The organism is Parabacteroides caecihominis (genome assembly GCF_023656785.1).
Classification (GTDB): Bacteria; Bacteroidota; Bacteroidia; order Bacteroidales; family Tannerellaceae; genus Parabacteroides; species Parabacteroides segnis.
In genome coordinates, this window is sequence record NZ_JAMOKS010000006.1 from 88,493 (window position 1) to 112,559 (window position 24,067).

18 protein-coding genes and 1 tRNA gene are annotated in these 24,067 nt (G+C 41.7%); 6 read left to right on the forward strand and 13 right to left on the reverse strand.

The features are described 5' to 3' along the window. Positions 1-473: 473 nt before the first annotated feature. The 8 genes from NBH14_RS06305 to panC all read right to left on the reverse strand — a co-directional run bounded on the left by NBH14_RS06305 (position 474) and on the right by panC (position 10,046). The gene (locus NBH14_RS06305) at positions 474-1,685 is read right to left on the reverse strand and encodes a hypothetical protein (RefSeq protein WP_186958299.1); all 1,212 of its coding nucleotides are present in this window, start codon (positions 1,683-1,685) and stop codon (positions 474-476) included. A 26-nt stretch (positions 1,686-1,711) separates the two neighbouring features. Beyond that, complete coding sequence (locus NBH14_RS06310) at positions 1,712-4,543, reverse strand: hypothetical protein (protein ID WP_186958300.1); 2,832 nt, start codon at positions 4,541-4,543, stop codon at positions 1,712-1,714. A gap of 222 nt (positions 4,544-4,765) precedes the next feature. Next, a tRNA-His gene (locus NBH14_RS06315) sits at positions 4,766-4,842 on the reverse strand. Positions 4,843-4,939: 97 nt separating this feature from the next. Then, positions 4,940-5,836: a bifunctional methylenetetrahydrofolate dehydrogenase/methenyltetrahydrofolate cyclohydrolase FolD gene (gene folD, locus NBH14_RS06320; protein WP_186958301.1), complete on the reverse strand. Its 897-nt coding sequence runs from the start codon at positions 5,834-5,836 to the stop codon at positions 4,940-4,942. A gap of 18 nt (positions 5,837-5,854) precedes the next feature. Beyond that, positions 5,855-7,180, reverse strand: coding sequence for a signal recognition particle protein (gene ffh, locus NBH14_RS06325; RefSeq protein WP_186958302.1), 1,326 nt, complete (start codon positions 7,178-7,180; stop codon positions 5,855-5,857). 78 nt (positions 7,181-7,258) lie between these two features. Then, positions 7,259-8,581 (reverse strand): MATE family efflux transporter, encoded by a 1,323-nt coding sequence (locus tag NBH14_RS06330; RefSeq protein WP_186958303.1) that lies wholly within the window; start codon positions 8,579-8,581, stop codon positions 7,259-7,261. Positions 8,582-8,698: 117 nt separating this feature from the next. After that, complete coding sequence (gene panD, locus NBH14_RS06335) at positions 8,699-9,049, reverse strand: aspartate 1-decarboxylase (RefSeq protein ID WP_007654090.1); 351 nt, start codon at positions 9,047-9,049, stop codon at positions 8,699-8,701. Positions 9,050-9,203: 154 nt separating this feature from the next. Further along, positions 9,204-10,046: a pantoate--beta-alanine ligase gene (gene panC, locus NBH14_RS06340; protein ID WP_007654091.1), complete on the reverse strand. Its 843-nt coding sequence runs from the start codon at positions 10,044-10,046 to the stop codon at positions 9,204-9,206. Positions 10,047-10,146: 100 nt separating this feature from the next. On the opposite strand from panC, the gene NBH14_RS06345 reads away from it, so the two are divergent. Then, positions 10,147-10,965, forward strand: a complete 819-nt coding sequence (locus tag NBH14_RS06345) for a glycogen/starch synthase (protein ID WP_186958304.1) — start codon at positions 10,147-10,149, stop codon at positions 10,963-10,965. Positions 10,966-10,978: 13 nt separating this feature from the next. Continuing rightward, positions 10,979-12,358, forward strand: a complete 1,380-nt coding sequence (locus NBH14_RS06350; protein WP_186958382.1) for a DUF4270 domain-containing protein — start codon at positions 10,979-10,981, stop codon at positions 12,356-12,358. Positions 12,359-12,617: 259 nt separating this feature from the next. Here NBH14_RS06350 and NBH14_RS06355 read toward each other — a convergent pair whose 3' ends face one another. Genes NBH14_RS06355 through NBH14_RS06365 form a run of 3 tightly spaced genes read right to left on the reverse strand, consistent with a single transcriptional unit; the run spans position 12,618 to position 17,162 of the window. After that, a complete protein-coding gene (locus NBH14_RS06355; protein ID WP_186958305.1) occupies positions 12,618-13,922 on the reverse strand; it encodes a glycoside hydrolase family 57 protein in 1,305 nt (434 codons plus the stop codon). A gap of 30 nt (positions 13,923-13,952) precedes the next feature. After that, positions 13,953-15,215, reverse strand: coding sequence for a glycosyltransferase (locus tag NBH14_RS06360; protein WP_186958306.1), 1,263 nt, complete (start codon positions 15,213-15,215; stop codon positions 13,953-13,955). A 12-nt stretch (positions 15,216-15,227) separates the two neighbouring features. Then, the gene (locus NBH14_RS06365; RefSeq protein ID WP_186958307.1) at positions 15,228-17,162 is read right to left on the reverse strand and encodes a glycogen debranching enzyme N-terminal domain-containing protein; all 1,935 of its coding nucleotides are present in this window, start codon (positions 17,160-17,162) and stop codon (positions 15,228-15,230) included. 601 nt (positions 17,163-17,763) lie between these two features. On the opposite strand from NBH14_RS06365, the gene NBH14_RS06370 reads away from it, so the two are divergent. The 4 genes from NBH14_RS06370 (at position 17,764) to NBH14_RS06385 (ending at position 22,571) form a co-directional block, all read left to right on the forward strand. Beyond that, positions 17,764-19,839, forward strand: coding sequence for a M3 family metallopeptidase (locus tag NBH14_RS06370; RefSeq protein ID WP_186958308.1), 2,076 nt, complete (start codon positions 17,764-17,766; stop codon positions 19,837-19,839). 85 nt (positions 19,840-19,924) lie between these two features. Next, complete coding sequence (locus NBH14_RS06375) at positions 19,925-20,359, forward strand: dCMP deaminase family protein (RefSeq protein WP_007654099.1); 435 nt, start codon at positions 19,925-19,927, stop codon at positions 20,357-20,359. 12 nt (positions 20,360-20,371) lie between these two features. After that, positions 20,372-22,093: a S41 family peptidase gene (locus NBH14_RS06380; protein ID WP_186958309.1), complete on the forward strand. Its 1,722-nt coding sequence runs from the start codon at positions 20,372-20,374 to the stop codon at positions 22,091-22,093. After that, positions 22,050-22,571: a 5-formyltetrahydrofolate cyclo-ligase gene (locus NBH14_RS06385; RefSeq protein ID WP_494546199.1), complete on the forward strand. Its 522-nt coding sequence runs from the start codon at positions 22,050-22,052 to the stop codon at positions 22,569-22,571. Before NBH14_RS06380 ends, NBH14_RS06385 begins: the two co-directional genes overlap by 44 nt. On the opposite strand, the gene NBH14_RS06390 is transcribed toward NBH14_RS06385, so the two are convergent. Next, a complete protein-coding gene (locus NBH14_RS06390; RefSeq protein WP_007654102.1) occupies positions 22,561-22,854 on the reverse strand; it encodes a DciA family protein in 294 nt (97 codons plus the stop codon). The two genes, NBH14_RS06385 and NBH14_RS06390, sit on opposite strands and share 11 nt — an antisense overlap. After that, positions 22,851-23,954: a DNA replication/repair protein RecF gene (gene recF, locus NBH14_RS06395; RefSeq protein WP_186958311.1), complete on the reverse strand. Its 1,104-nt coding sequence runs from the start codon at positions 23,952-23,954 to the stop codon at positions 22,851-22,853. Before recF ends, NBH14_RS06390 begins: the two co-directional genes overlap by 4 nt. Positions 23,955-24,067 lie beyond the last annotated feature (113 nt).

A 24,067-nucleotide genomic window follows, 5' to 3' on the forward strand; every position in this document is an offset into this window, starting at 1 on the left:
GCAAAGGCATAAAGATTTCACTACGGAGCAAAAACTATGTTTTTACTCCGTTCAAATGACGATTTAACAAAAAACAAATAGGATTTTCCAGGATAAAGAAGCTTATTTTTATCCTGTTTCTTTATATATAGGAATGGATGATTTACAAAGGATAGTCAAAATAGCACTTTTCAAAAGCACTAACCAAATACAAGATTTTATTATAGAATAGTATAATTGACAAAAAGATTTGTCAATTATACAGGTTATAACCTGTATAATTGACAAAAAGATTTGTCAATTATACAGGTTATAACCTGCGTTTTTTCGGTTTCATTAATTTGTTTCATCTGTTCTACACGGTATATATTTTTACTAATATCAAAGGAACAAATTCTTTTTTTATTAAATATTAAAAAAATGATTTTTCAAGTTTCATTTTTGACAAATACATCTGATATAAATATTTCTTATTTCAAATGCATTCTCAATCTCTATTTTTCCAACAAATAAATCAATATATCTCCGGGGGAGACCAATAAAGTAGCTGTATACGATTCAGCAGGAACAAGACTTCCATCTTTTAATACACGTTTCACGGAGGGATCTGCATAAAAGGTAAGCTCCATTGTATCCATCAGACTCCTGTTTACAATAGCAAGATATTTCTTACCTCCATTTTCCAGCAATGAAATAATGGCTCCATATCCATGTGTATCCAAAACCTTCACCTTTTCAGGAAGACTGGTCAAACGTGTCGTACCTCTCGGTATAACACTTCCTGTATGTCTGACCGACAAAACTTTTGCACCCAAAAAGATTCCGGCAATTGATCTGATCTCAGCATTCATATCTTTCACCAAATCATAAACTTCCGTTCGCTTACCATCCAAACCAATCGGTCCGTGTTGATAATCATAAAAAGAATCACCAGCCGGTGTCCAATAAGTAAAATACTGTAACCCTTGGGCTCCATAAACCAGATTACTATATAGTTGTAACCGTAAAGAAGCGCGTGTCGGAACAGGATATGGTCCATGTTTGGTAGCAAGAGTAAACGCCCAGAAATCCTTACCGATTTTCCTTGCTTCATCTGAGAAATCTTCCAGATTTTCATACCATTCAGCTTTCAAAACATTATCTCCAAGAACCGGATAATGGTCGAAAGAAAGAAATGGTAGAGGAACCTCTTTATTAAAACGGGTAATATATTCACGATAATTCTGAACACCCAAAAACCTCAAATGCTCCTCACCTCCTGTCGGAAATAAGTTCAGATAGCAAAATTTGCGATTATCTACAGCTTGTATTCTTTTAGCCCAATCACCTAGCGCTGCAAAATCTGCAACAACAGGCTCATCCCGTAAAAAATAACCTGCAACCGCCGGATGTTCCATAAATTTCCGAACAGTTTTTTCTGGTTCTTTACGTAACTCAGGACAAGCTATTATCAGCTGCACACCTACTTTATGTGCCGCGTCAAGCGCTTTTTCCACTTCTTCCAAACTTGAATACTCACTAAAGTTTATAGTAAATCCTGCCTCTTTCAGTTCCTTGAAACGCTCAACGGTCGCTTCATTTGCCCTTATGCCATACCAGGCTACTATGGGTATCTGTGCCGATAAATCCAATCTTTCCTGTGCTTGTCCTATTCTTGTAAACAGTAACAATAAAAAGATCATTCCCAATAAGAAATAATGTTTCATAAAATATTTTTTACTAATTATCCTTCTCATTTCAAACTAAGATCCAACCTTTTTCCTGCATAAACTGGTAAAATCATCAGGATAAGACGATGGTCAGCCACCGAACAATTAATTTTTTTACCATTAAAACGGACTTCAGCTTTTTTCACATGTGCAGGAAGAGGTATGCTTATTTTACCCTCACCGGCAACATACATCTGATAGCGAGACATATCATTATCTACAGGCGAAAATGTTAAATCCACGGGGGTATCTGCAAATTTATAATGAGTTCCGTCAAGAGTAATTTCATTACACTGCTGTCCTGAAAATGCAATCAATTGTTGACCGTCTAAACGAAAGCCTAAAGATAAACGTCCTATATATGATACCTCATGCCCGTTAATTTTTGCCTGTTTCAATTCTATCCGATCTGATGGAAGAGGATTTTCAAGCAATACTTTTTCATCATCTTCCTGATTTCTTGAGAAACCTCCAAACCAACTTTCAGCATGTGTACGATAATGTGCTACTACCATGGTTGTAGAATTTGGGAAAGAAGAAACAAAGTATTCACCAGTCCTTGAAAGATACGACGGATTATCATTTACCACAAACTTTCCGGTAGAAGGATAAGCATTACAAGCATTTAGTATTTCAAACAAAGTACGGGTTTCATACCCCAAGCTTGCCGATTGGTCATCACGTGGACGGAAACCACAATAACAAGTAATTCCTCCATCAGGATATTTAAGCATTGTCCCAACCACTTTCTTGTCTGAATAAGCTATAATCTCCGCATTAGAAACGGGAGTTACCGGATAAATCCGGTCTACAATAAAATCTGTCAAGATTGACTGATCCGGAACATCAGACAAACTCCCGGAAAAATCAATCATTTTCCCGGATGCAATTTCCCCCATATAACAATCATGGTTATACTGAGCTCCAAACAGTCTCTGCCACTGCCTGGTACAATTTTCCCCACTTTTATCGATCAGAGGCGGAGTACTGAACCAGACAACTTTTCCACCAGCTTTAACAAAACGTTCCATCATATCCAGTAATCCTTTTTCCGGTAACGGCTCAAACATAACAACCAATGTTCCGTACTTTTTTTCTGCGACCTGGATATGTCCGTCCGATTGTACAGATCCCATTTCAAGCAATTTATCAGTTGTCAGATAATTTGCATATCCATATTGCGTCATCCAACTTCCAAAACGCGGTTCCACAGCAACCAAATTCATCGGATAAAGAATCAACACTTCAGTATCGCGGTGCACATTTCCTGTCATTAAGCGGATTGGCTCACTCGGACTGGCACCATACGCATAATTTATAGCCATTTTACGTTCCAGAGCTTTATCCGGCATTCCCCAGGCTGCTGCATAGGCATTCGGATATTTATTGATAACACCTATGGATGCAGCCATTGCCGCCCCGTAATAATTACGGTCACTCCAACCACCTTCTGCAAAATCATTACCGGTCGGTTGCAGATATTCACTCCATTTAAAATAATCATAACAAGCAGCAGATGCCTGATGTACCGTATTACCCCAGATAAAATTGGATGTATATTCATATTTATAACGATTGCCATATAATTTCTCACAATTCCAATAGTCTATCGTAGGACTCTGTGCCCATGATGCATGCGCCGACGTACTCAATTCATGCCCAAACAGCTTTTCACCATAAACTTTCGCATTTTTGAATAAGTTGACTACATCATCATTCAACATTCGATAATAACGGTCACGTAATAAAAATGTACGATGTATTGCATCCGGTGTTTCTCCCAAAACATATTGAATATTGACAACAGCATCAGTTGTAGGACGGAACATCGGAGCTCCGTAAGCAAAATAGAGCATGTAGCGATCATCAAATTTCTGGTTATACTTCTCTTCATACCGGCATGCCATATTTTTAGTCAGATAACGTTCTGCAAACTGACCTTCTTCGTGATGTCCAAAATAAAACCAATCTTGTTGAATATGCATTTCATCAGAATACAGGGAAGTCAAATTTACTTTTTTATCATGGTACTTCTTTAATAAGTTACTCAAGAAAGCCGGAGCTTCCGGATCAAAGTAATCCATTTCCTGAGTTTCATATTCTAACATAACCATAACCCGATCAAAACCTGCACATTGGATTCCATCACCATAGATACGCAAGCGCTTCATCGGAATTGTTCCCTGATCAGAGCCATTGATAGAATCAATCTCCTCATATTTCACATTTTCCAATAAAACAATATCATCCGGATTTACAGATCGCATAGATGTAGATACCACCTTTTCTTTAAAAGCATAAGCCTTTACACCCTTAAGTTTTACCGGAGTTTGTCCCTTATTATTCGTCCAAAACAACTGCTGCCACATCTGCAAGCTGAATTGTCCTGTACGGGGATTCCTCAATCCGACTTTATAAGCAAGCCAACGACCGCTGTTGCCCGTTTGATTTTTATATGCCAAACCCAATTCAAGCGGACTAAGCAGGCTCAAACAAAGTCCCATATCCTGTTTAGAAACAAAATCGCTGACAACTTTTATTTTATCAACATATTCATCCATATCAGGAGTTAAATTTCGTTCCGTATTCTTATCTGTACGATATTGACGGAAAAATTCATCAAACGCAACAATCAGTTCTTTTGATCCATAACTCTTTCCTCGTTTACAAACATCACGAAGACTTTCCAAACGAGAATCATACCCCAACGAATTATCTATTTTTTTATCAGGATCTGTTAAATCGTTTAGTTGTTGATCACTTGTCAGAATAATTGTTTGCGCCTCAACAGTACTGGTTGTCAAGGCAATTCCCACAAACAAATTTAAAATCCATTTTACAATTGTGCTTCTCATAATTTAAAAATTTAATTAATTTGAATATTACACAACAAAAATAGGACTCCTTTATTACTATCAATTCACAAATCTGACATTTATGCCTACAATATTGACACATGAATCGTTACAACAAATGTTATTCATATTTTGGGGAAACAATAGGATACCGGGTAAGTTTTTTACTAGAGGGACATAAAAAAAGCCACCCTGTAACAGGATGGCTTATTTTTTCTATCTTGGGGTGAACGATGGGATTCGAACCCACGACCCTCGGAACCACAATCCGATGCTCTAACCAACTGAGCTACGCTCACCATTTCAGTCTCGTTGAGTATTTCTCTTTAAGACGGTGCAAAGATAGATGTTTTTTCTTATTCCGCAAGCGTTTTCAAAGAAAATTATACAAATATTTTACTTGTAAATCGCTTTCTTCCCGGCTAACAGCGTGTTACGCATCAAAGAAATGATTGTCATAGGACCAACACCTCCCGGAACCGGCGTAATATAAGAACATTTAGGGGCAACTTCGTCGAATTTTACATCGCCGGTCAGCTTATAACCGCTCTTAGTAACACTACTCGGCATACGGGTAGTGCCAACATCAACAATCACGGCACCGTCTTTCACCATATCGGCTTTCAGGAATTCGGGAACGCCCAAAGCAACGATGATGATGTCAGCGTTCAGGCACATTTCTTTCAGGTTCTTTGAACGGCTGTGACAAACAGTTACCGTACAGTTTCCCGGATAAGTCTTCTGCATCATCAGCATTGCCATCGGTTTGCCAACGATATTACTGCGTCCCAAAACCACGCAATGTTTGCCACTCGTTTCGATTTCATAACGTTTCAGCAATTCCAGGATACCGGCCGGAGTGGCAGAAACAAAACAAGGAAGACCGATCGACATACGTCCCACGTTGATCGGATGGAATCCGTCAACATCTTTACGGTAATCGATCGCCTCAATAATCTTTTGCTCTGAAATATGTTTCGGAAGCGGAAGCTGCACAATGAAACCGTCTACATCCGGATCGTTGTTCAGTTCGTCTACCCGGCGAAGCAACTCTTCTTCGGTTACATCGTCCTCATAGCGAATCAGCGTCGATTTGAAACCGATTTCTTCGCAAGTTTTCACTTTACTGGCTACGTAGGTTTCACTTCCTCCGTCATGACCTACCAGAATAGCTGCCAGGTGGGGAATCTTACCTCCTGCGGCTTTGATCTGGGCGACTTCTTCCGCCATCTCTTTCTTCATCTGAGCAGAGACGGCTTTTCCGTCCAGTAATTGATAATGATTGTCTTCCATAATATATCTCTTTAGTTTTTATCTTTTAAACGATGGGAATTTCTTACTTCCCGGTTTGGCAGCAGTAAGCATACGCATCATCTTACGGGTTTCATCAAACTGCTTGATTAGTTTGTTTACCTCCTGGATAGTCGTTCCGCTACCTTTGGCGATACGCTGACGGCGTGAACCGTTCAGGATAGCCGGATTAACACGTTCGTCCGGCGTCATAGAATAGATAATCGCTTCGATGCTCTTGAAGGCATTATCGTCAATATCGATATCTTTCAAGGCTTTACCAACACCCGGAATCATAGAAGCAAGTTCTTTCAGGTTACCCATCTTCTTGATCTGCTGGATTTGGGAGATGAAGTCGTTGAAGTCGAACTGGTTCTTAGCAATCTTCTTCTGCAAACGTTTTGCTTCTTCTTCATCGTATTGTTCCTGGGCACGTTCTACCAAAGAAACGATATCACCCATACCGAGGATACGGTCGGCCATACGTTCCGGGTGGAAAGTATCCAATGCATCCATCTTCTCACCGGTTCCGACAAACTTAATCGGTTTATCGACTACCGTACGGATAGAAAGGGCGGCACCACCACGGGTATCACCATCCAACTTAGTCAGAACTACACCATCGAAGTCAAGACGTTCGTTAAATTCTTTGGCAGTGTTCACCGCGTCCTGTCCGGTCATGGAGTCGACAACGAACAATGTTTCGTCCGGTTGGATAGCACTTTTGATAGCGGCAATCTCTTTCATCATCTGCTCGTCGATCGCCAGACGACCGGCCGTATCGACAATCACTACGTCGTTACCCTTGGCACGGGCTTCGCGGATAGCGTTCATCGCAATCTCTACCGGATTCTTGTTTTCCAGTTCCATATAAACAGGAACACCAACCTGCTCACCGACAACACGCAACTGTTCGATAGCCGCCGGACGGTAAACGTCGCAGGCAGCCAGCAACGGCTTCTTGTTTCTTTTGGTTTTTAACATATTGGCCAGCTTTCCGGAGAAAGTGGTCTTACCGGAACCCTGTAAACCCGACATCAGGATAATAGCCGGATTTCCACTCAGGTTAATATCGATAGCCGTTCCTCCCATCAGGCTGGCAAGTTCGTCATGAACGATCTTAACCATCAACTGGCTGGGCTTAACGGAAGTAAGTACGTTTTGTCCTAACGCTTTTTCTTTTACCGTATCGGTAAATGACTTGGCTACTTTATAGTTTACGTCGGCATCAAGAAGGGCTTTGCGCACATCTTTCAGTGTTTCAGCCACATTAATCTCGGTGATCTTGCCTTCACCTTTCAGCAGTTTAAACGATCTGTCTAACCTTTCGCTTAAATTTTCAAACATATTCGTATGTGTATTTATTTTTTTCTTTCTAATTTCTAACGTAATAGGGTGCAAAGGTAAGAAAAAGGATGTAAACCTCTAAATCTTTTTATTCTGCCAAGCTGCTTTTTTCAAATAAATTACACTTGCCAGCAGCAGTCCGGTGTAATAAACAACTTCGGTCAGAAAACAAATAGCAACCGGAAGATGTAAACGCATCCCTGCCACATAGATAAACAATGTATAAAAGACAAGTGTCACCAACTCCATCGCAAAGGCAGAACGGGTATTTCCCGTACCTGTCACACCATTAAATACGATATTAGCGACAGCCGCTATCAGCAAGGCTCCGGCAATCACATAAAGCGAAGGTATCGAAGCATGTATCAAAGAGGCGTCATTCGTATAAACCGACAAGATAGCCGATGGGAAAATACAGGTGATAAAAACACATACAGCCACAATACCCAATGAGATATAAGAAAGCCGTCGGATAATCGGGATAACCTGGTCAGTATGTCCCGCACCAATGCTGTTACTGACAAAAGAGTTGGTTGCCGTGGATAAAGAATTAACCGGAATCAACAGAACGATATACACACTGCGCACAATATTGGCAATCGCCAACTCCCGTTGCCCCAGATGCTCCACGGCTACAAAAAGCATGAAATAAGTGCTCAACGATATAAAATACTGTAACATGGTAAATATAGAAATACTTAACACCCGTTTCAGCAACCTGATATCGAACGACCGGAATTGATTCAATGCATATTTCTTTATATCCACCGTCAGACGGGTATAAACCAAAAAGAAAACAATCGACACCCCCTCTGCTATCACCGAGGCAATAGCCGCCCCTTTGATACCCATTTCAGGAAAACCACCTTTCCCGAATATCAGCAGGTAGTCGAGCAGCACATTCGTCAACGCCATCACAATAGCATTCAAAGTCAGTACCTTTGTCCGGGTTATACCGATAAACAACGCCCGGAACATCACATTGACGAAAGAGAAAAAGAATCCGAACACACGCCAGTCGAGGAACTCTTCCGTTGCTCCCAAAATCGTATCGGAAGAAATCATGAACCGCATAATATCTTTAGCAAAGAGACCGGAGAAAGTAAACATCACAGCCGCCAGTGCCAACAGAAAAAATACCCCCTGTATCATGACCGGTCCTACATCACTGTACCGCCGTTCACCGTTTCTGCGGGCCATCACAATCTGAGACCCCGTACTAAATCCGAAAGCAATCGTAAACACACAAATATAATAGAGCCCACCCATCGCGGAGGCTCCCAATTCAACTTCCCCTACCCTTCCCAGGAAAGCCGTGTCGGTCACATTAATAATGTTCTGCGCCAACAAACTCAGAAAAATAGGATAACTTACATTCCAGATTTGTTTGTTCGTATACATATTCTACTCTTATTATTTTCTAAATGGGGAAACACAAGACCATAAAAAAAGCCCGCCGGCAACCGGCGAGCTTCTTTATTGTTGTTTAAAAACATTCTAAATGCTGCTACCGATGCTCTATATCAGTCTATTTGTTGCTGTATCGGGAAACACAACAGCCGGTTTAAATGTTTTGGCTTCTTCAAAATCCATCATGGCATACGACATGATAATGATGATATCGCCAGGCTGTGCCTTGCGGGCTGCTGCACCGTTCAGACAAATCACGCCCGAACCGCGTTCGCCTTTAATGATATACGTTTCAAAACGTTCACCGTTATTGTTGTTCACAATAGCCACCTTCTCATTGGCAATCAGGTTGGCGGCATCCAGCAAATCTTCGTCGATAGTGATACTACCGATATAATTCAGATTAGCTTCCGTTACCGTCACCCGGTGAATCTTTGATTTAACTACCTCTATAAACATCGTTTTCTGTATAATTTGATTACCATTAAATGTCCCTCAAACGAAAGTAGGGTCTTTTGCATTTAAAATAAGGGACTTTTGTTTTCAAAATAAGGGACTTTTAAAATCAAAAGTCCTGACTTTTTTTCGAAAAGGTAATCACCTTATTTATCAGCTACTTATACTTTATATTATCAATCAGGCGAACTTCACCGCAATAGACCGTGATACAGCCGACTGCATAATCGGTATCCGACCAGTTTTTGATCGACTCCATGGTGTTTCCGTCTACGATTTCATAATATTCCACCCGCATAACAGGGTCGGCATTAATCGTATTCACAACATAATCAATAACCTCCTGTACGCTTTTTCCGGCTGCAAAGTTAGTACTTTCTTTTAACGTACGTGCTATTAACGGTGCTTTTTGACGTTGTTCCGGTGTTAAACGAACGTTACGACTGCTTAAAGCCAGCCCGTCGTCCTCACGCAGAATCGGGCAGGCGTTAATCTTTACAGGAATATTCAACTGTTTTACCATGGCACGGATCACTGCGATCTGCTGGAAGTCTTTTTCCCCGAAGTAGGCATTATCCGGCTCTACGGCATAAAACAGCTTGCTGACAATCTGGGCCACCCCGTTAAAATGTCCCGGACGGCGCGCCCCTTCCATCACGGCCGATACTGTTCCGAAATCAAATGTGCGGGTATCCGGTTCAGGATACATCTCCGCCTCTGTCGGAGCAAAAACATAATCACAACCGGCCGGCTCCAATAATGCACAGTCCTTATCCAACGTGCGGGGATAAGTCGCCAAATCATTTTTGTCGTTAAACTGGGTCGGATTTACGAAAACGCTGACAACGCACACATCGTTTTCTTCCACGCAACGCTTAACCAGGCTCAGGTGTCCGTTGTGTAATGCTCCCATGGTGGGAACAAAGCCTATTTGCTTGTTATGCTGCCTTTCTTCGGCAAGATAACGCTTCAATTCTTGAATGCTGTTTACTATTTTCATCTTTTTAGATGCTTATTGACGGTGCAAAGCAAATAAATAATTACGGTAAATGAAAGAAATTTATTATCTTTGTGCCGTCTTTATAAAACTAGTTTACAGAATGGATGCAAAAAAAATCTTGTTTATAGCTCAAGAAATAACACCCTACCTTCCCGAATCTGAGATTGCAACAATATGCAGGAATCTGCCGCAAGGCATTCAGGAGCGTGGTCGCGAAATCAGAACTTTCATGCCTAAATTCGGAAATATCAACGAGCGACGCAATCAGTTGCACGAAGTGATCCGCCTGTCGGGTATGAACCTCATCATTGATGATACGGATCATCCGCTAATCATTAAGGTAGCATCCATTCAGGCCGCACGCATGCAGGTGTACTTCATTGATAATGAAGACTTCTTCCAGCGTAAACATACTGTCAGCGATGAAGAGGGAAACGAATACGAAGATAACGACGACCGTTCGATCTTCTATGTACGTGGAGTACTGGAAACAGTGAAGAAACTTCGCTGGATACCGGATGTGATCCACTGCCACGGATGGATATCTGCACTGACTGCATTATACATAAAAAGAATGTATGCAGACGATCCATGTCTTAAAAATGCAAAAATAGTCTATTCTATTTATAATGATGATTTTAAAACACCGTTAAGAAAAGAACTGGCTCAGAAACTGAAAACAGACGGAGCCAAAGACAGCGACCTGAAAGGTATTAAGACAGATACCAGCTTTGTCGGCTTGACGAAACTGGCTATCGACATGGCTGATGGTGTGATACAAGGTAGTGAAACGATCAACCAGGATGTACTGGACTATATTGCAACCAAGAAAGATACTCCGTTCCTTCCTTATCAGTCGCCGGAAACTTATATGGATGCATTCAACGAATTTTACGATGTCGTATTAGATTCTAAATAAGTGAGAGAAAATGATGAAGATCAAGCCTTTATTAATTGGCCTGGGCTTAGGAGTAACAATCCTGAGTGGGTGTAGTGATGATTTGAATCTGGTTGGCTCGACAATTCAGCCTGACGGAGACAAAATGCCCGTATATGTAGATACTTTCCAGATGCAAGCGACAACATTGCTGATGGATTCGGTATATGCAAGAACTACTAATGGACTTCTCGGGGAGTTCTATGATCCGTTGTATGGTAACGTGAAATCTGATTACATCTGCCAGTTTTACTGCCCGGATGACTTCAAATTTAAGCATGAACCTATTAATGGACAGATTGACTCTATCGATTTTAAAATCATGTATCAGAACGGCGCCTGGGTGGGTGACTCTTTAGCTCCTATGCGTGCTCAGATATATTTGGTAGACAAAGAACTGGAAAGAGATTTTTATACGAACTTCGATCCGCTGGAGTATTGTGACATGCAGAATTCATTGGGCATGCAAACATATACTGCATATGATAATTCTGTACCTGACAGTATTCGTAATGCCACTGATTCTAATGGTGATCGCACTTTTATTCCGACTGTTACAATCCGGATGCCTAAGGAGTTTGGTCAGAAGTTCTATGATGAATCAATCAAAAATCCAAGTACTTTCAGCAGCCAGGAGAACTTTAATAAATTCTTCCCCGGATTGTATATAACAAATACATATGGTAGCGGTAATATTCTGCAAATTACCTATTCAACTTTCTCGATCTACTATAAGTACAGTTTGAAAGGCAGCCAGGGTCAGGATTCCACCGCATATTCCAGTGAAACGTTCAATGTAACCAAAGAAGTATTGCAGTTGAACCGTTTCAAAAATACAGATTTGACTCCGTTGTTAGAGGAAAATGATTCAATTGCTTATCTGAAAACACCGGCAGGTGTATATACTCAATTAACAATTCCAGCTCAGGATATAGTTGAAAGAATCGGAGACCGTGTTATCAACAATATACCTCTGACAATAAAAGCACTGCCGCAGGAAAACTGGCAATGGGCTCTCTCCGCTCCTTCAAATTTACTGTTGCTGCCTAAAGATTCTTTGGCTACTTTCTTTGTTAATAACAAGATAGAAGATAAAAGAACATCATTCCTCGCCAGTTACAGCACTAGTAGTCGATCTTATTCGTATGATAATATCTCCAACTTGATGCAGGAACATATAAAGAATAATCCTGACAAGGATATGGTATTGCTTTTGGTTCCAGTTGAACGTCTTACAGCTCAATCAAACAACTATTACGGACAATCTCAACCATATACCACTGCTATAAATAATTATTTACTTCCTTCCGGAGTCAAGTTGCTCAAAACAAAAGAAGCGACAAAAATTGTCATAACGACAACGGAATATAAGTAAATTCCCGATCATAAAAAAAGCGGATAGCTCTAACAAGGACTATCCGCTTTTTTTGTTTCACCTCTTACTTCGATTTATTTCCGGGGTCGATTTACTGGTTAAAACGAGCTAAATCTCGTTTTAAACGGAGTCTATATTCGTTTTAAATGAGATTTTACCCGTTTTAAACGAAGTTGAAGTTCGTTTAAAACGAGATTTAAGTACATACAAAAAAATAAGGCCGACTCCTTATGGAATCAGCCTTATCCTTTTAATTCAATCACGCCTCTGTTTTCTTCTTAGCCGTTTTCTTTTTTAGCTTTTCAAGTTCAGTCTGGAGTCCTTCTATCTCTTCTCCCTGATTCTTGATTGTTGTCAACAGTGAGTTCAGTTCTTCGTTATCTATTGTTTCCGGGAACTGGGCATTTACACGGGCTATAAAGTCAGACAGCACATTCATATAGTTATTGAATGCATCATATGGATTATCATACGGACTAAAACCGCTACCTCCGTGCTTTGTACTCATATAAAAGAAATGGTCGCTGCTTTGCAAGTAATTCCAGTCTTGTTTGATACGGCGTTCTTCCACCAGGCGGACACGTTCACTGATACCGTTGATCTTGCGGAACGCCTCCTGCTGCAAAACGTTACCTAACCAGGAACTACAGTCTCTTTCTTCGTCAACCCATGACATCGGATAAGGAACAGAGATAGAATCAACCGGTTTCAACAGAGAGAATACTTCCGACGGTGTAGAGAAACCGATTCCCTTATCAGCTGCAAAGCGAGGTAAAGCCTTGAAGAAATCAAAAATACCTGTTTCTGCAGGATTCAATGATCCCAATACTTCATAATTCATGAACAGGTTGATGATTTGTTCTGAATCCGGAGTAGCTGCAATCCAGGAAATATATTTATCGGCAGTCAACGGATATTCGTTCCAGTTGTAATTATTGAAACGCATGGACAAGTCTTCACTAAAGCGGTCGTTCTTCAGCAACAACTTCAACTGAGGCTGTATGCAAGAACTATACATATAGTTCGGGCTCTTCCATCCCAGGATATGCTTTGCACCTTCAGTCAACATTCCCTTGAAGCCCATCTTATAGACTGCATCTGAAATATCATCCGAATAGATCAATTCCGTATTGCGGAACACTTTCGGTTTCACACCGAACAGATCGTGTATCTTTTCTTTATGTTTCTTTACCTGATCCTGAAATTCTTCCACATTCTCACCCAAAGAAGCCAGTGAATGAGCATATGTCTCGGCCAGGAATTCAACATTACCTGTTGCAGCCAGTTCCTTGAAGCTGTCGATTACTTCCGGAGAATAAATCTCCATCTGTTCCAAAGCCAGACCGGAAATAGAGAATGCAACTTTAAATTTGCCTCCACTTGTTTTGATCATTTCCAGAATTGCCTTATTAGCCGGCAGGTAGCAACGTTCAGCTATGCGGCGCATAATTTCTTCGTTCTGGAAGTCATCATAGTAATAATGATCGTTTCCAATATCAAAGAAACGGTATCTTTTCAGGCGGAATGGCTGATGTATCTGAAAATAAAAGCAGATCGTTTTCATAATATAGTTGTTTTAATTTTTGTCTTGTCGTTATTTATTAATTACTTGATCGTAGATACGGCGAACTTTCTGTCCGGCATATTCCCACTTAATATTATCTACCTCTTTCTTTCCTTCCACTTTCAGGAATTCATGCATAGCCGGATAGGTAATAATTGAATACATGGCATCTGCCATTGCTTCAATATCCCAATAATCCACTTTTACTGCATAGTCCAGAATTTCCGCACAGCCCGACTGTTTTGAAATAATAGAGGGGACACCACATTGCATAGCTTCAAGCGGAGAGATACCAAAAGGCTCAGACACGGAAGGCATCACATATACATCGCTGGCTTTCAGCACTTCGTACACCTGTTTACCTTTCATAAATCCGGTAAAATGGAAACGGTCGGAAATATTACGTTCGGCAGCCAAACGGATCATTTTATTCATCATATCACCGCTACCAGCCATCACAAAACGAGTCTTAGGTGCTTTAGCCAATACCTTTGCGGCTGCTTCCACGAAATATTCGGGGCCTTTCTGCATCGTAATACGGCCAAGGAAAGTAATTACTTTGTCCTTTACACCTTTCTTATCCTGAATCGCCAGGATTTCAGGACTCATAGGTTCTACGGCGTTATGTACGGTCGTCACCTTAGACGGATCCTGATGATATTTTTCAATCACAGTCTGACGTGTCAGATTACTTACGGTAATGATATGATCTGCATTATCCATACCATTCTTTTCGATTGCATACACATCCGGGTTTACATTACCGCGGCTTCTGTCGTAATCGGTTGCATGCACGTGGATCACCAACGGTTTGCCACTTACATTCTTCGCATGGATACCGGCCGGATAAGTCAACCAGTCATGTGCATGGATCACATCATATTGTTCCGTACGTGCAATCACACCGGCAACAATCGAATAGTTGTTGATCTCTTCCAGCAAATTATCCGGATAACGTCCGGAAAACTCCATACAGCCAAGGTCATTCACCTGGCGATAACTGAAGTCTGCATATATATGGTCACGAAACTCATAATACTTCTGAGGATCCATAAACTTGGACAAGCGATTTTTCACATGCTCCATGTCTACGTCACGCCACACGATCGGGACATTACAAACTCCTATGATTTTAAGGAAACTCTGGTCTTCATCACCCCAGGGCTTCGGTATACAAAATGTTATATCCATATCCGGCTGCATAGCCATGCCTCTGGTCAGTCCGAAACTGGCCGTTCCTAATCCTCCCAGGATATGAGGAGGAAATTCCCATCCAAACATCAATGCTTTCATCTGGTACTCGTTTTATTCGGCGTTATACTTCTTCAATAAATCCACAACCCTGAGGATAGCGGCCACATTCATCGCAAACGAAATAGCACCACGGCCGGTAAACGGTGGGTTGCCATCAAACAACTCAGGTATTGTACCAATGCAATGCAATGACATTTCATCCTCCATGCTTATCAGCATACGTTCGGCAAAAGAGACTCCGCTCTTTCCAAACACCCGGAGATAGGCTTCGAGATAAGCTCCCAATAACCAGGGCCACGCTGTTCCCTGATGGTAAGCCAAATCTCGTTCATATTGCGGACCGACATAATAGGGTCTGTAGCCTTCACTCTTCGGACTGAGCGAACGCAATCCTTTAGGTGTCAGCAATTCTTTTGTAACGATATCCACGACACTGCGTTTCTGCACTCTCGTCAACGGAGAATAAGGCAATGAAACGGCAAAGATCATATTAGGACGTACACTCCAATCCACAATGGAACCATTCACTGAGTCAAACAGATAATTGTATCCGTTCACAAACGTATCCTGGAAAGATGTATCCATCGCTTTGATCAGTTTGTCGTATTTTTCAACAGGTATGCCACCCGTCAATTCCGTATAGAAACAAAGGGCATTATACCATAATGCGTTAAACTCTACTATATAACCGGAACGGGGCACAACAGGTTTACCGTTTATGGTGGAGTTCATCCAGGTAATTGCTTTATCACGGCCATTGGCAAATACCAAACCGTTTTCCATCACCTTCATATCCGGATGTTTCTGGCCGGAAATAAACTCCAGTATCTCGTTCACAAATTCAGCATATAACTCTTTCGCACGCTCCACGCCTGCTTCTTTGGCATATTGCTGAATCGCCCAGATAGCCCACAGGAAGACATCCGGCTCGTCTATTTCACGAATAACGGAGTCTTTTTTATTTTCAGTCATATAAGCTCTGATCGCCGGCATTGCCGTATGCATGATCTTTTCAAAACGTACCGGATCAGCGATTGACAGCGTACAGCCGGGAAGCGCTACGAACAAGTCTCTTGCACGAACCTTGAACCAGGGATAACCGGCTAACAGGTAAGCGTCGTCTTCTTTCGGACGGAAATAGAATTGCTGCGCGGAATTTTTCAAACAGTTAAAGAAGCTGGTACGCGGTGTACGGGCGTTCACCTCATTTTCATACAAGCTCTTCAAACGTGTGGTCGCTACCGGACTATCACCGGCACTGAATATGATCGATTCGCCTTTTTTAATCGGTATTTCAAAATAACCGGGAACATACAGGTCTTCTTTATACGGATAACCTCTCTCCTGTTCTTTCGGATATTCGATTCCGTTATACCAGTAAGGCTCATAAACAAACTTTACTTTCTTATTAAACTGCATATACAATTCCGGATATCCATGATACATGCAGGTCTTTATCCCATTAGGAACTTCCGTATACGACTGATTCACATTCCCGTTTGCCTGGGTCAGTGATTTTACGCTACGAAAAGCAAGGAAAGGACGGAAACGGAGAGTTGTGGCCGAATGGGCATCTTCAAGCGTGTACTTGATCATGATACGGTTTTCATACAAAGAAAAAACTTTTTCCTTTGAAAAAATAACTCCTCCAACCCGATAAAGTGTACGTGGCACTGTGTCAGAACTATACTCGCGGATATATTTATGCCCCTTAGGGCTAAAATTGTCCCCTTGGTATTTATGTAAACCCAGATTGAACTCCGCACCATGTTGAATCACTGTTTCATCCAGTGAAGAAAGCAATACATGGTTATCGTCGTCTATCTCGGGTACAGGCATAACGAGTAATCCGTGGTATTTTCGTGTATTACAATCAACAACAGTCGTACAATGATAAGCCCCCGTCCGGTTGGTTCGGAGCACTTCACGGGTCAACGACTCCTCCAGGTTTATCATTACTGTTTTGTCAAATTTAAGATAACTCATATTTGTATTTGGTTTTAAGTTTATGCTTATATAATTAAAATGCTATGATATCCAGACCAAATGTATCACTTAAAAACTAAAAAAACAAACTTGCTTTCATATTTATTTAGAAACTCGTTTTTTTCAAAACAACAAAGACATTGATAAATAACCTTTTAGAAAACACAGCACGACTGGGGATGTGTTGTCAAACACATCTTAAGTTGTTAAAAACAGCAAATACACCACACCATGAATATCTTAGACTTACTCTAAAAATACACAAATTTCATTACTTTCGGACAACTACACCGGATTACGGAAACAAAACATTTATCACACAGGTTATAAAACAAGGAATCATATGTAAAGAGCATAATTTCCTCGCGTAGCAATTGCCTGTCGATAATTATCGGCAGACCTGGTCACAATTATCGGCAAGTTTGCCCACAATTGTCAGCAGGCTTGCTCACAATTATCGACAGGCAAATATATAACGAGCTAAATCGGAAATCTACAGGGAAATTATTCTGTAACACAGGTATTTTTTTCCATATTTGCATCTTAAAAAGAAATATCCGGGAAATAAAATAAGAACTATAATATATAATGTATAAGAAATATGACACAAACAGTAAATAATCCGTTCTTCCAATCATACAATACTCCATTTGTAACTCCGCCTTTCAACGAAATAAAAACCGAACATTACGAACCGGCATTCGATAAAGGAATCATACAGCTGGAAAAAGAAATTCAGGAGATAGTAGAAAATAAACAACCGGCTACTTTTGAAAACACGATCGTCGCACTGGAAAGGAGTGGGAAGCTACTTGAAAAAGTAAGTTCGGCCTTCTTCAATGTGCTTAATGCAGAAGCAGACGATGAGATGATGGAGATCTCACAACGAGTCTCCCCGAAATTGTCGGAAAGCTCTAATAATATCTTTCTCAACGAGAGACTGTTTGCACGGGTTAAAGACGTTTACGAGCAAAAGGAACAGCTAAACCTGTCAACCGAAGACGCCAAACTACTGGAAGAGACTTTCGAATCATTCTCCGTACGAGGTGCAAATCTAAGTCCGGAGGATAAGGAGAAATATCGCAAACTCAGTACCGACCTTAGCATTTTAACCCTGACTTTCGATCAAAATGCATTGAAAGACAAAAACAGATACGAACTACTCCTTACAGAAGAAAAAGACCTGGCCGGACTTCCCGAAAGCATCCGCGAAGCTGCAACATATAGGGCAAAGGAAAAAGGGAAAGAGGGTTGGCTGTTCAACCTGTCTGCCCCCAGTTACATTCCTTTTATGCGTTATTCGGCTCTGCGCCCTCTGCGTGAAGCAATGTACCGGGAATACATGAGCGTCGGAAATAAAGGGGATGAATATGATAACAAGGAAATTATCCGCCGGATCGTCAACATCCGGTTGGAAATAGCCCGGCTTATGGGACACAATACCTATGCTGAATATTCGCTCAAACGGACAATGGCAAAAACACCGGCCAACGTATATAAATTGCTGGAACAATTACTGGAGGCTTATAAACCGGTCGCCACCAACGAATATAATACAGTACAGGGTTTTGCCATGGGTATGGAAAAAGAAAATATCACCGTCATGCCCTGGGACTGGAGTTATTATTCAGAAAAACTGAAAGACATCCGTTTCGATGTAAACGATGAAATGACACGTCCTTACTTTGAACTGAACAATGTCAAAAAAGGCGTATTCGGACTTGCCACACAGCTATACGGCATCACATTCAAAGAGAACAAGGAAATACCGGTTTATCATCCGGAAGTAGATGCTTATGAAGTATATGACGCCGATGGCAAATTCCTTTCCATCCTGTATACTGATTTTCATCCGCGTGACGGAAAACAATCGGGAGCCTGGATGAACAGTATCAAAGAGCAGTATCACGAAGCCGACGGAAGCGACAGTCGTCCACAGATTATCATCGTCATGAATTTCACACGTCCAACGGAGACAAAACCTTCTTTACTGACTTTCGACGAAGTAAATACGCTTCTGCATGAATTCGGACATGCCCTGCACGGAATGTTTGCCGAAGGAAAATACGCCAGCCTGTCCGGTACAAATGTATATCGCGACTTTGTCGAACTGCCTTCACAACTAATGGAAAACTGGCTGACGGAAAAAGAATTTCTCGACCAGATCGCCGTACATTATGAAACAGGCGAAAAAATCCCGCAGGAACTGATCCGGAAGCTGGTCGATGCATCCAACTTTAACACCGGCTATTTCTGCTGCCGCCAGTTAAGTTTCGGCATGCTCGATATGGCATGGCATACACAGACCGAACCGTTTGAGGGAGATGTCATCGCCTTCGAAAAACAGGCTTGGGCACGGACCGTTATCGTTCCGGAAGTTGCGGGCACATTCATGAGCAGTAGCTTCGGACATATCTTTTCCGGAGGCTATGCCGCCGGATATTACGGATACAAATGGGCGGAAGTATTGGATGCTGATGCATTTTCTGTCTTCAAAGCTACAGGCATATTCAACAGGGAAACAGCTCGCTCGTTCCGTGAAAATATCCTTTCAAAAGGAGGAACCGAAGACCCGGCAATCCTGTATAAACGCTTCCGCGGACAGGAGCCGACTATCGACGCCCTGCTCATAAGAAACGGCATAAAACAGGCTGAACCGAAAGCAAATAGCAATTGATATAAAAATCGCTAAACATACAATAGTTAAATCAATTATATTTACCTTTGCCAGCTAAAGTAATAAGTACAAAATCAGGTAAACAATGTGCGAAAAAACAGAGAAACAATATGAATTAGATAAACGTTATCTGCGGATGGCTGCCGTTTGGGCTGAAAATTCATATTGCAAACGACGTCAGGTCGGTGCACTGATAGTTAAGGACCAGATGATCATTTCCGATGGATACAACGGGACACCTGCCGGTTTTGAGAATGTCTGTGAAGATGAAAATAATGTGACCAAGCCCTATGTGTTACATGCCGAAGCGAATGCAATAACAAAAGTGGCGGCATCTTCAAACAGCAGTAAAGGAGCGACGATCTATGTTACTTCGGCCCCTTGCATCGAATGTGCCAAACTGATCATCCAATCGGGCATTAAGCGTGTTGTATATTCAGAAAAGTACCGGATGGAAGACGGATGCAATTTATTGCAACGTGCCGGTATTAGTATAGATTATATTGATATAAACGAATAAATATACGTTTTTATGGACAAAAACAGAAGGTTGACCATCTGGTTACCTGTTATCATTGCAGCAAGTATTGCTCTCGGAATTTTTATCGGGAACAATTATCTTTCTCTTACACAACATGGCAAGCGCCGTATGTTCTCCAGCGGGAATAAAATAAATGCCATACTCGATATTATCGATGAACAATATGTCGATACCGTTAATATGGCAAAGCTGGTGGAAGGCACCATACCTAAAATATTCAGCGAACTGGATCCGCACTCCGTTTACATATCTGCCGAAGACGCAACGATAGTGAATGAAGACCTCGAAGGGTCGTTCAGCGGTATCGGTGTTTCTTTCAATATGCAGACAGACACGATCCTGGTGATCAGCGTCATTACCGGGGGGCCGGCCGAAAAAGCCGGATTATTACCGTTCGACCGTATCATTACGATCAACGATTCGATCTATTCAGGAAATAACACCAGCCAGGCAAAGATTATGCGTACACTGCGCGGAGCAAAAAACAGTACGGTTAAACTGGGAGTGAAACGCGGAGGTGAACCGGAACTGCTTTATTTCGATGTTACACGCGGTGATGTTCCGGTCAACTCTGTAGATGTTTCCTACGAAGTAAGTAAAGGTATCGGCTATATCAAAGTCAGCAAGTTCGGACGAACCACTTATAACGAATTTATTACAGCTATCGCTAAACTGAAAGAAGCAGGATGCAGTTCTTTCGTTATCGACCTGCGTGGAAATACAGGAGGTTATATGGATGCCGCCATCAATATGGTCAACGAATTCATGCGGGAGGGACGACTGATCGTTTACACGGAAGGTAAGGCCTTCCCCCGTAACGATGTCTATACAAACGGAACCGGCACTTGCAAAGAGGCTCCGATCGTTGTCCTGACAGATGAGTTCTCGGCTTCTGCCAGCGAGATTTTCTCTGGAGCGATCCAGGATAACGACCGTGGATTGATCATCGGACGCCGTACGTATGGAAAGGGATTGGTTCAATCACCGATCAAACTGAGCGACGGTTCTGAAATCCGCCTGACAATCGCCCGTTATTATACTCCTTCCGGAAGAAGTATCCAAAAAGATTATGAAATGGGTAATTCAACCGATTATGATCAGGATATATACAACCGATTCATCCATGGTGAATTCGATTCAGCCGACAGTATCAAGAATACGCATACGGAAAAATATAACACCATGATGGGACGTACGGTCTATGGCGGCGGCGGTATCATGCCGGATATATTTATTCCACGCGATACAAGCGGAATTACAACGTATTTCACAAGTATCGTCAACAGTGGCACGCTTTATCTATATGCACTTGAATATTCAGACCAGAATCGTGAAAAATTATCTTCGTTCACGACTTACCAGGATCTGTACAAGTATTTGCAGTCGCAGCCATTGCTATATGACTTCACTAACTTTGCTGCAACCAAAGGGATCAAGAAACGCCCGAACCTGATCAATATATCAGGAAAGCTGATCGAAAGCCAGTTGCAGGCATATATCGTACGTAACTTTTTCGACGAAGCCGGATTCTATCCGATCTTCCTGAAAGACGATCCTACGTTATTACGTGCTATCCAGATCATAAACGAAGGTAAATCTGTCCCTACATTAGAAAAAAAAGATGCAGACAAAGGAATTGCAGGAATCCAAGCAACAACTCCGAAAATACATAGCCTCGCTAAAGAAATCGTACAAGAAGACTACATTGCTTGATCTTTCCGAAGAAATAATGAAGCGGCTGGAAGAGACTGAACTCTTCCGGCAGGCTTCGTGTATCGCTTTATACAACGCGATACACGGCGAAGTCCAAACGGCCGGTTTTCTTGAAAAATGGTTTGAAAAAAAACGACTTCTCCTACCGTTGATTGTAGGCGATGATCTCCGCCTGTTACCCTATAACGGTACTGACAGCCTTAAACCGGGCATTTTCGGCATTATGGAACCCATTGAACAGGAAACAACTGTCGATGAATCGGAAATAGACCTGATCATTGTTCCGGGTGTAGCTTTCGACCGGCAACTGAACCGCATGGGACGCGGTAAAGGATACTACGACAGACTGTTATCCACATTGCAAGCACCCAAAATCGGTATATGTTTCGATTTTCAGCTACAAGACACAGTCCCTACCGAATCTTTCGATAAGAAAATGGATATGATCATTACGGAAAAAGAGATTATCAACGGATAATAATATCGTGTATAACAGTTGCCCCGGCATACTCATTCAGACTCTTCACCAACCGTTCACGGCATAAAGTCAGCTCACTTCTCAAGACAGCAGAAGTCAACGATACATATAATATATGATCGCGTACATATATATTACGGGTATATTGCATAACCATCGGTCCGAGCACTTCTTTCCAGGCACGTTCCACACGAATTTCCAGAATCTTTTCATAAAGTTCCGTATTATCTTCAAAGAAATCTCTCAGGACTTCACCGATCGCTTGTGTATTCTTTCGCTTCATAGCTGATCCTCCATCGGTTGGACTTCACCCTGTTCTACTCTGAACAAAGCATAATCATGATTCATTGCCTGCAGGATTTCATCCAGGTATTTCCGGTTGGTATCGGTAATAAATATCTGCCCGAAGCTATCTCCACTGACCAGCTTGATGATCTCAGCCACTCGTGCCGCATCCAGTTTATCAAATATATCATCCAGAAGCAAAATGGGAGTTGTCTGCCCTTTTCGGGTCAGAAAAGCAAACTGAGCCAACTTCAGTGCTATCAGATAAGTTTTATTTTGTCCTTGCGAACCGACCCTACGGATTAATTGTTCGTTCAATGTCATTTCCAGTTCATCCTTATGAACACCGTTGGAAGTATATCCCAAAATACGGTCACGCTCCCTGTTAGTTGCCAGCGACTCAGCCAGATTCCGGTCTGCCAGTTGGGATATATACCCCAATCCGACCTGTTCGGTAGAACGGCAGATAGTTTGATAGTATTCGCTAAAAATAGGAATAAAACTTTCCACCAGCAGCTGGCGCTTCTCGAACACCATCCGCCCATACATATCCAATTGCATTTCCAGCACTTCATACAAAGAAGTGTCCACACTTTGATTCTTCAAAAGAATATTCCGCTGGAGCAAAGCCTTGTTATATTGTATCAGGGCATGCAGATATTGTTTGTCCTGTTGCGAAATGATCAGATCCAGAAAGCGGCGGCGTTCGTCACTCCCTCCCCGGATCAGATCCGAGTCGGCCGGCGACACCATAACCAAAGGCAGGAGTCCGATGTGTTCCGACAACTTATCATATTCCTTTTTATTCCGTTTGAACTGTTTCCGCTGGCGGCGGCGGATAGCACAGAATATATCCTCGCTTCTCCCTTCATAATCATATTCACCCTGGATAACGCACATGTCCTGATCATTATTTATAATCTGACTATCAGGAGTATTGATATGACTCTTGCAAAACGAAAGATAGTGGATCACATCCAGCAGGTTCGTCTTCCCCATCCCATTGTTTCCAAAGAAACAATTCATTTTCGGAGAGAAAGCGACTTCCGCCTGAAGAATATTTTTATAATTGAGAATAGAAAGCTTTTTGAGTATCATCTGTACCTTATTAATCGTACAAAATTAAAAAATATACTTCTAAGTATAGATTATATCAGTAAAAAAAACTACTTTTGCGCTTTGAATTGCCATTGGCATAAATCAGTAGATAA

Excerpts from the sequence above, each read along its gene's own strand:
- NBH14_RS06305 (WP_186958299.1), bottom strand. The coding sequence starts at position 1,685 with ATGAAACATTATTTCTTATTGGGAATGATCTTTTTATTGTTACTGTTT.
- NBH14_RS06310 (WP_186958300.1), bottom strand. The coding sequence starts at position 4,543 with ATGAGAAGCACAATTGTAAAATGGATTTTAAATTTGTTTGTGGGAATT.
- folD (WP_186958301.1), bottom strand. The coding sequence starts at position 5,836 with ATGGAAGACAATCATTATCAATTACTGGACGGAAAAGCCGTCTCTGCT.
- ffh (WP_186958302.1), bottom strand. The coding sequence starts at position 7,180 with ATGTTTGAAAATTTAAGCGAAAGGTTAGACAGATCGTTTAAACTGCTG.
- NBH14_RS06330 (WP_186958303.1), bottom strand. The coding sequence starts at position 8,581 with ATGTATACGAACAAACAAATCTGGAATGTAAGTTATCCTATTTTTCTG.
- panD (WP_007654090.1), bottom strand. The coding sequence starts at position 9,049 with ATGTTTATAGAGGTAGTTAAATCAAAGATTCACCGGGTGACGGTAACG.
- panC (WP_007654091.1), bottom strand. The coding sequence starts at position 10,046 with ATGAAAATAGTAAACAGCATTCAAGAATTGAAGCGTTATCTTGCCGAA.
- NBH14_RS06345 (WP_186958304.1), top strand. The coding sequence starts at position 10,147 with ATGGATGCAAAAAAAATCTTGTTTATAGCTCAAGAAATAACACCCTAC.
- NBH14_RS06350 (WP_186958382.1), top strand. The coding sequence starts at position 10,979 with ATGAAGATCAAGCCTTTATTAATTGGCCTGGGCTTAGGAGTAACAATC.
- NBH14_RS06355 (WP_186958305.1), bottom strand. The coding sequence starts at position 13,922 with ATGAAAACGATCTGCTTTTATTTTCAGATACATCAGCCATTCCGCCTG.
- NBH14_RS06360 (WP_186958306.1), bottom strand. The coding sequence starts at position 15,215 with ATGAAAGCATTGATGTTTGGATGGGAATTTCCTCCTCATATCCTGGGA.
- NBH14_RS06365 (WP_186958307.1), bottom strand. The coding sequence starts at position 17,162 with ATGAGTTATCTTAAATTTGACAAAACAGTAATGATAAACCTGGAGGAG.
- NBH14_RS06370 (WP_186958308.1), top strand. The coding sequence starts at position 17,764 with ATGACACAAACAGTAAATAATCCGTTCTTCCAATCATACAATACTCCA.
- NBH14_RS06375 (WP_007654099.1), top strand. The coding sequence starts at position 19,925 with ATGTGCGAAAAAACAGAGAAACAATATGAATTAGATAAACGTTATCTG.
- NBH14_RS06380 (WP_186958309.1), top strand. The coding sequence starts at position 20,372 with ATGGACAAAAACAGAAGGTTGACCATCTGGTTACCTGTTATCATTGCA.
- NBH14_RS06390 (WP_007654102.1), bottom strand. The coding sequence starts at position 22,854 with ATGAAGCGAAAGAATACACAAGCGATCGGTGAAGTCCTGAGAGATTTC.
- recF (WP_186958311.1), bottom strand. The coding sequence starts at position 23,954 with ATGATACTCAAAAAGCTTTCTATTCTCAATTATAAAAATATTCTTCAG.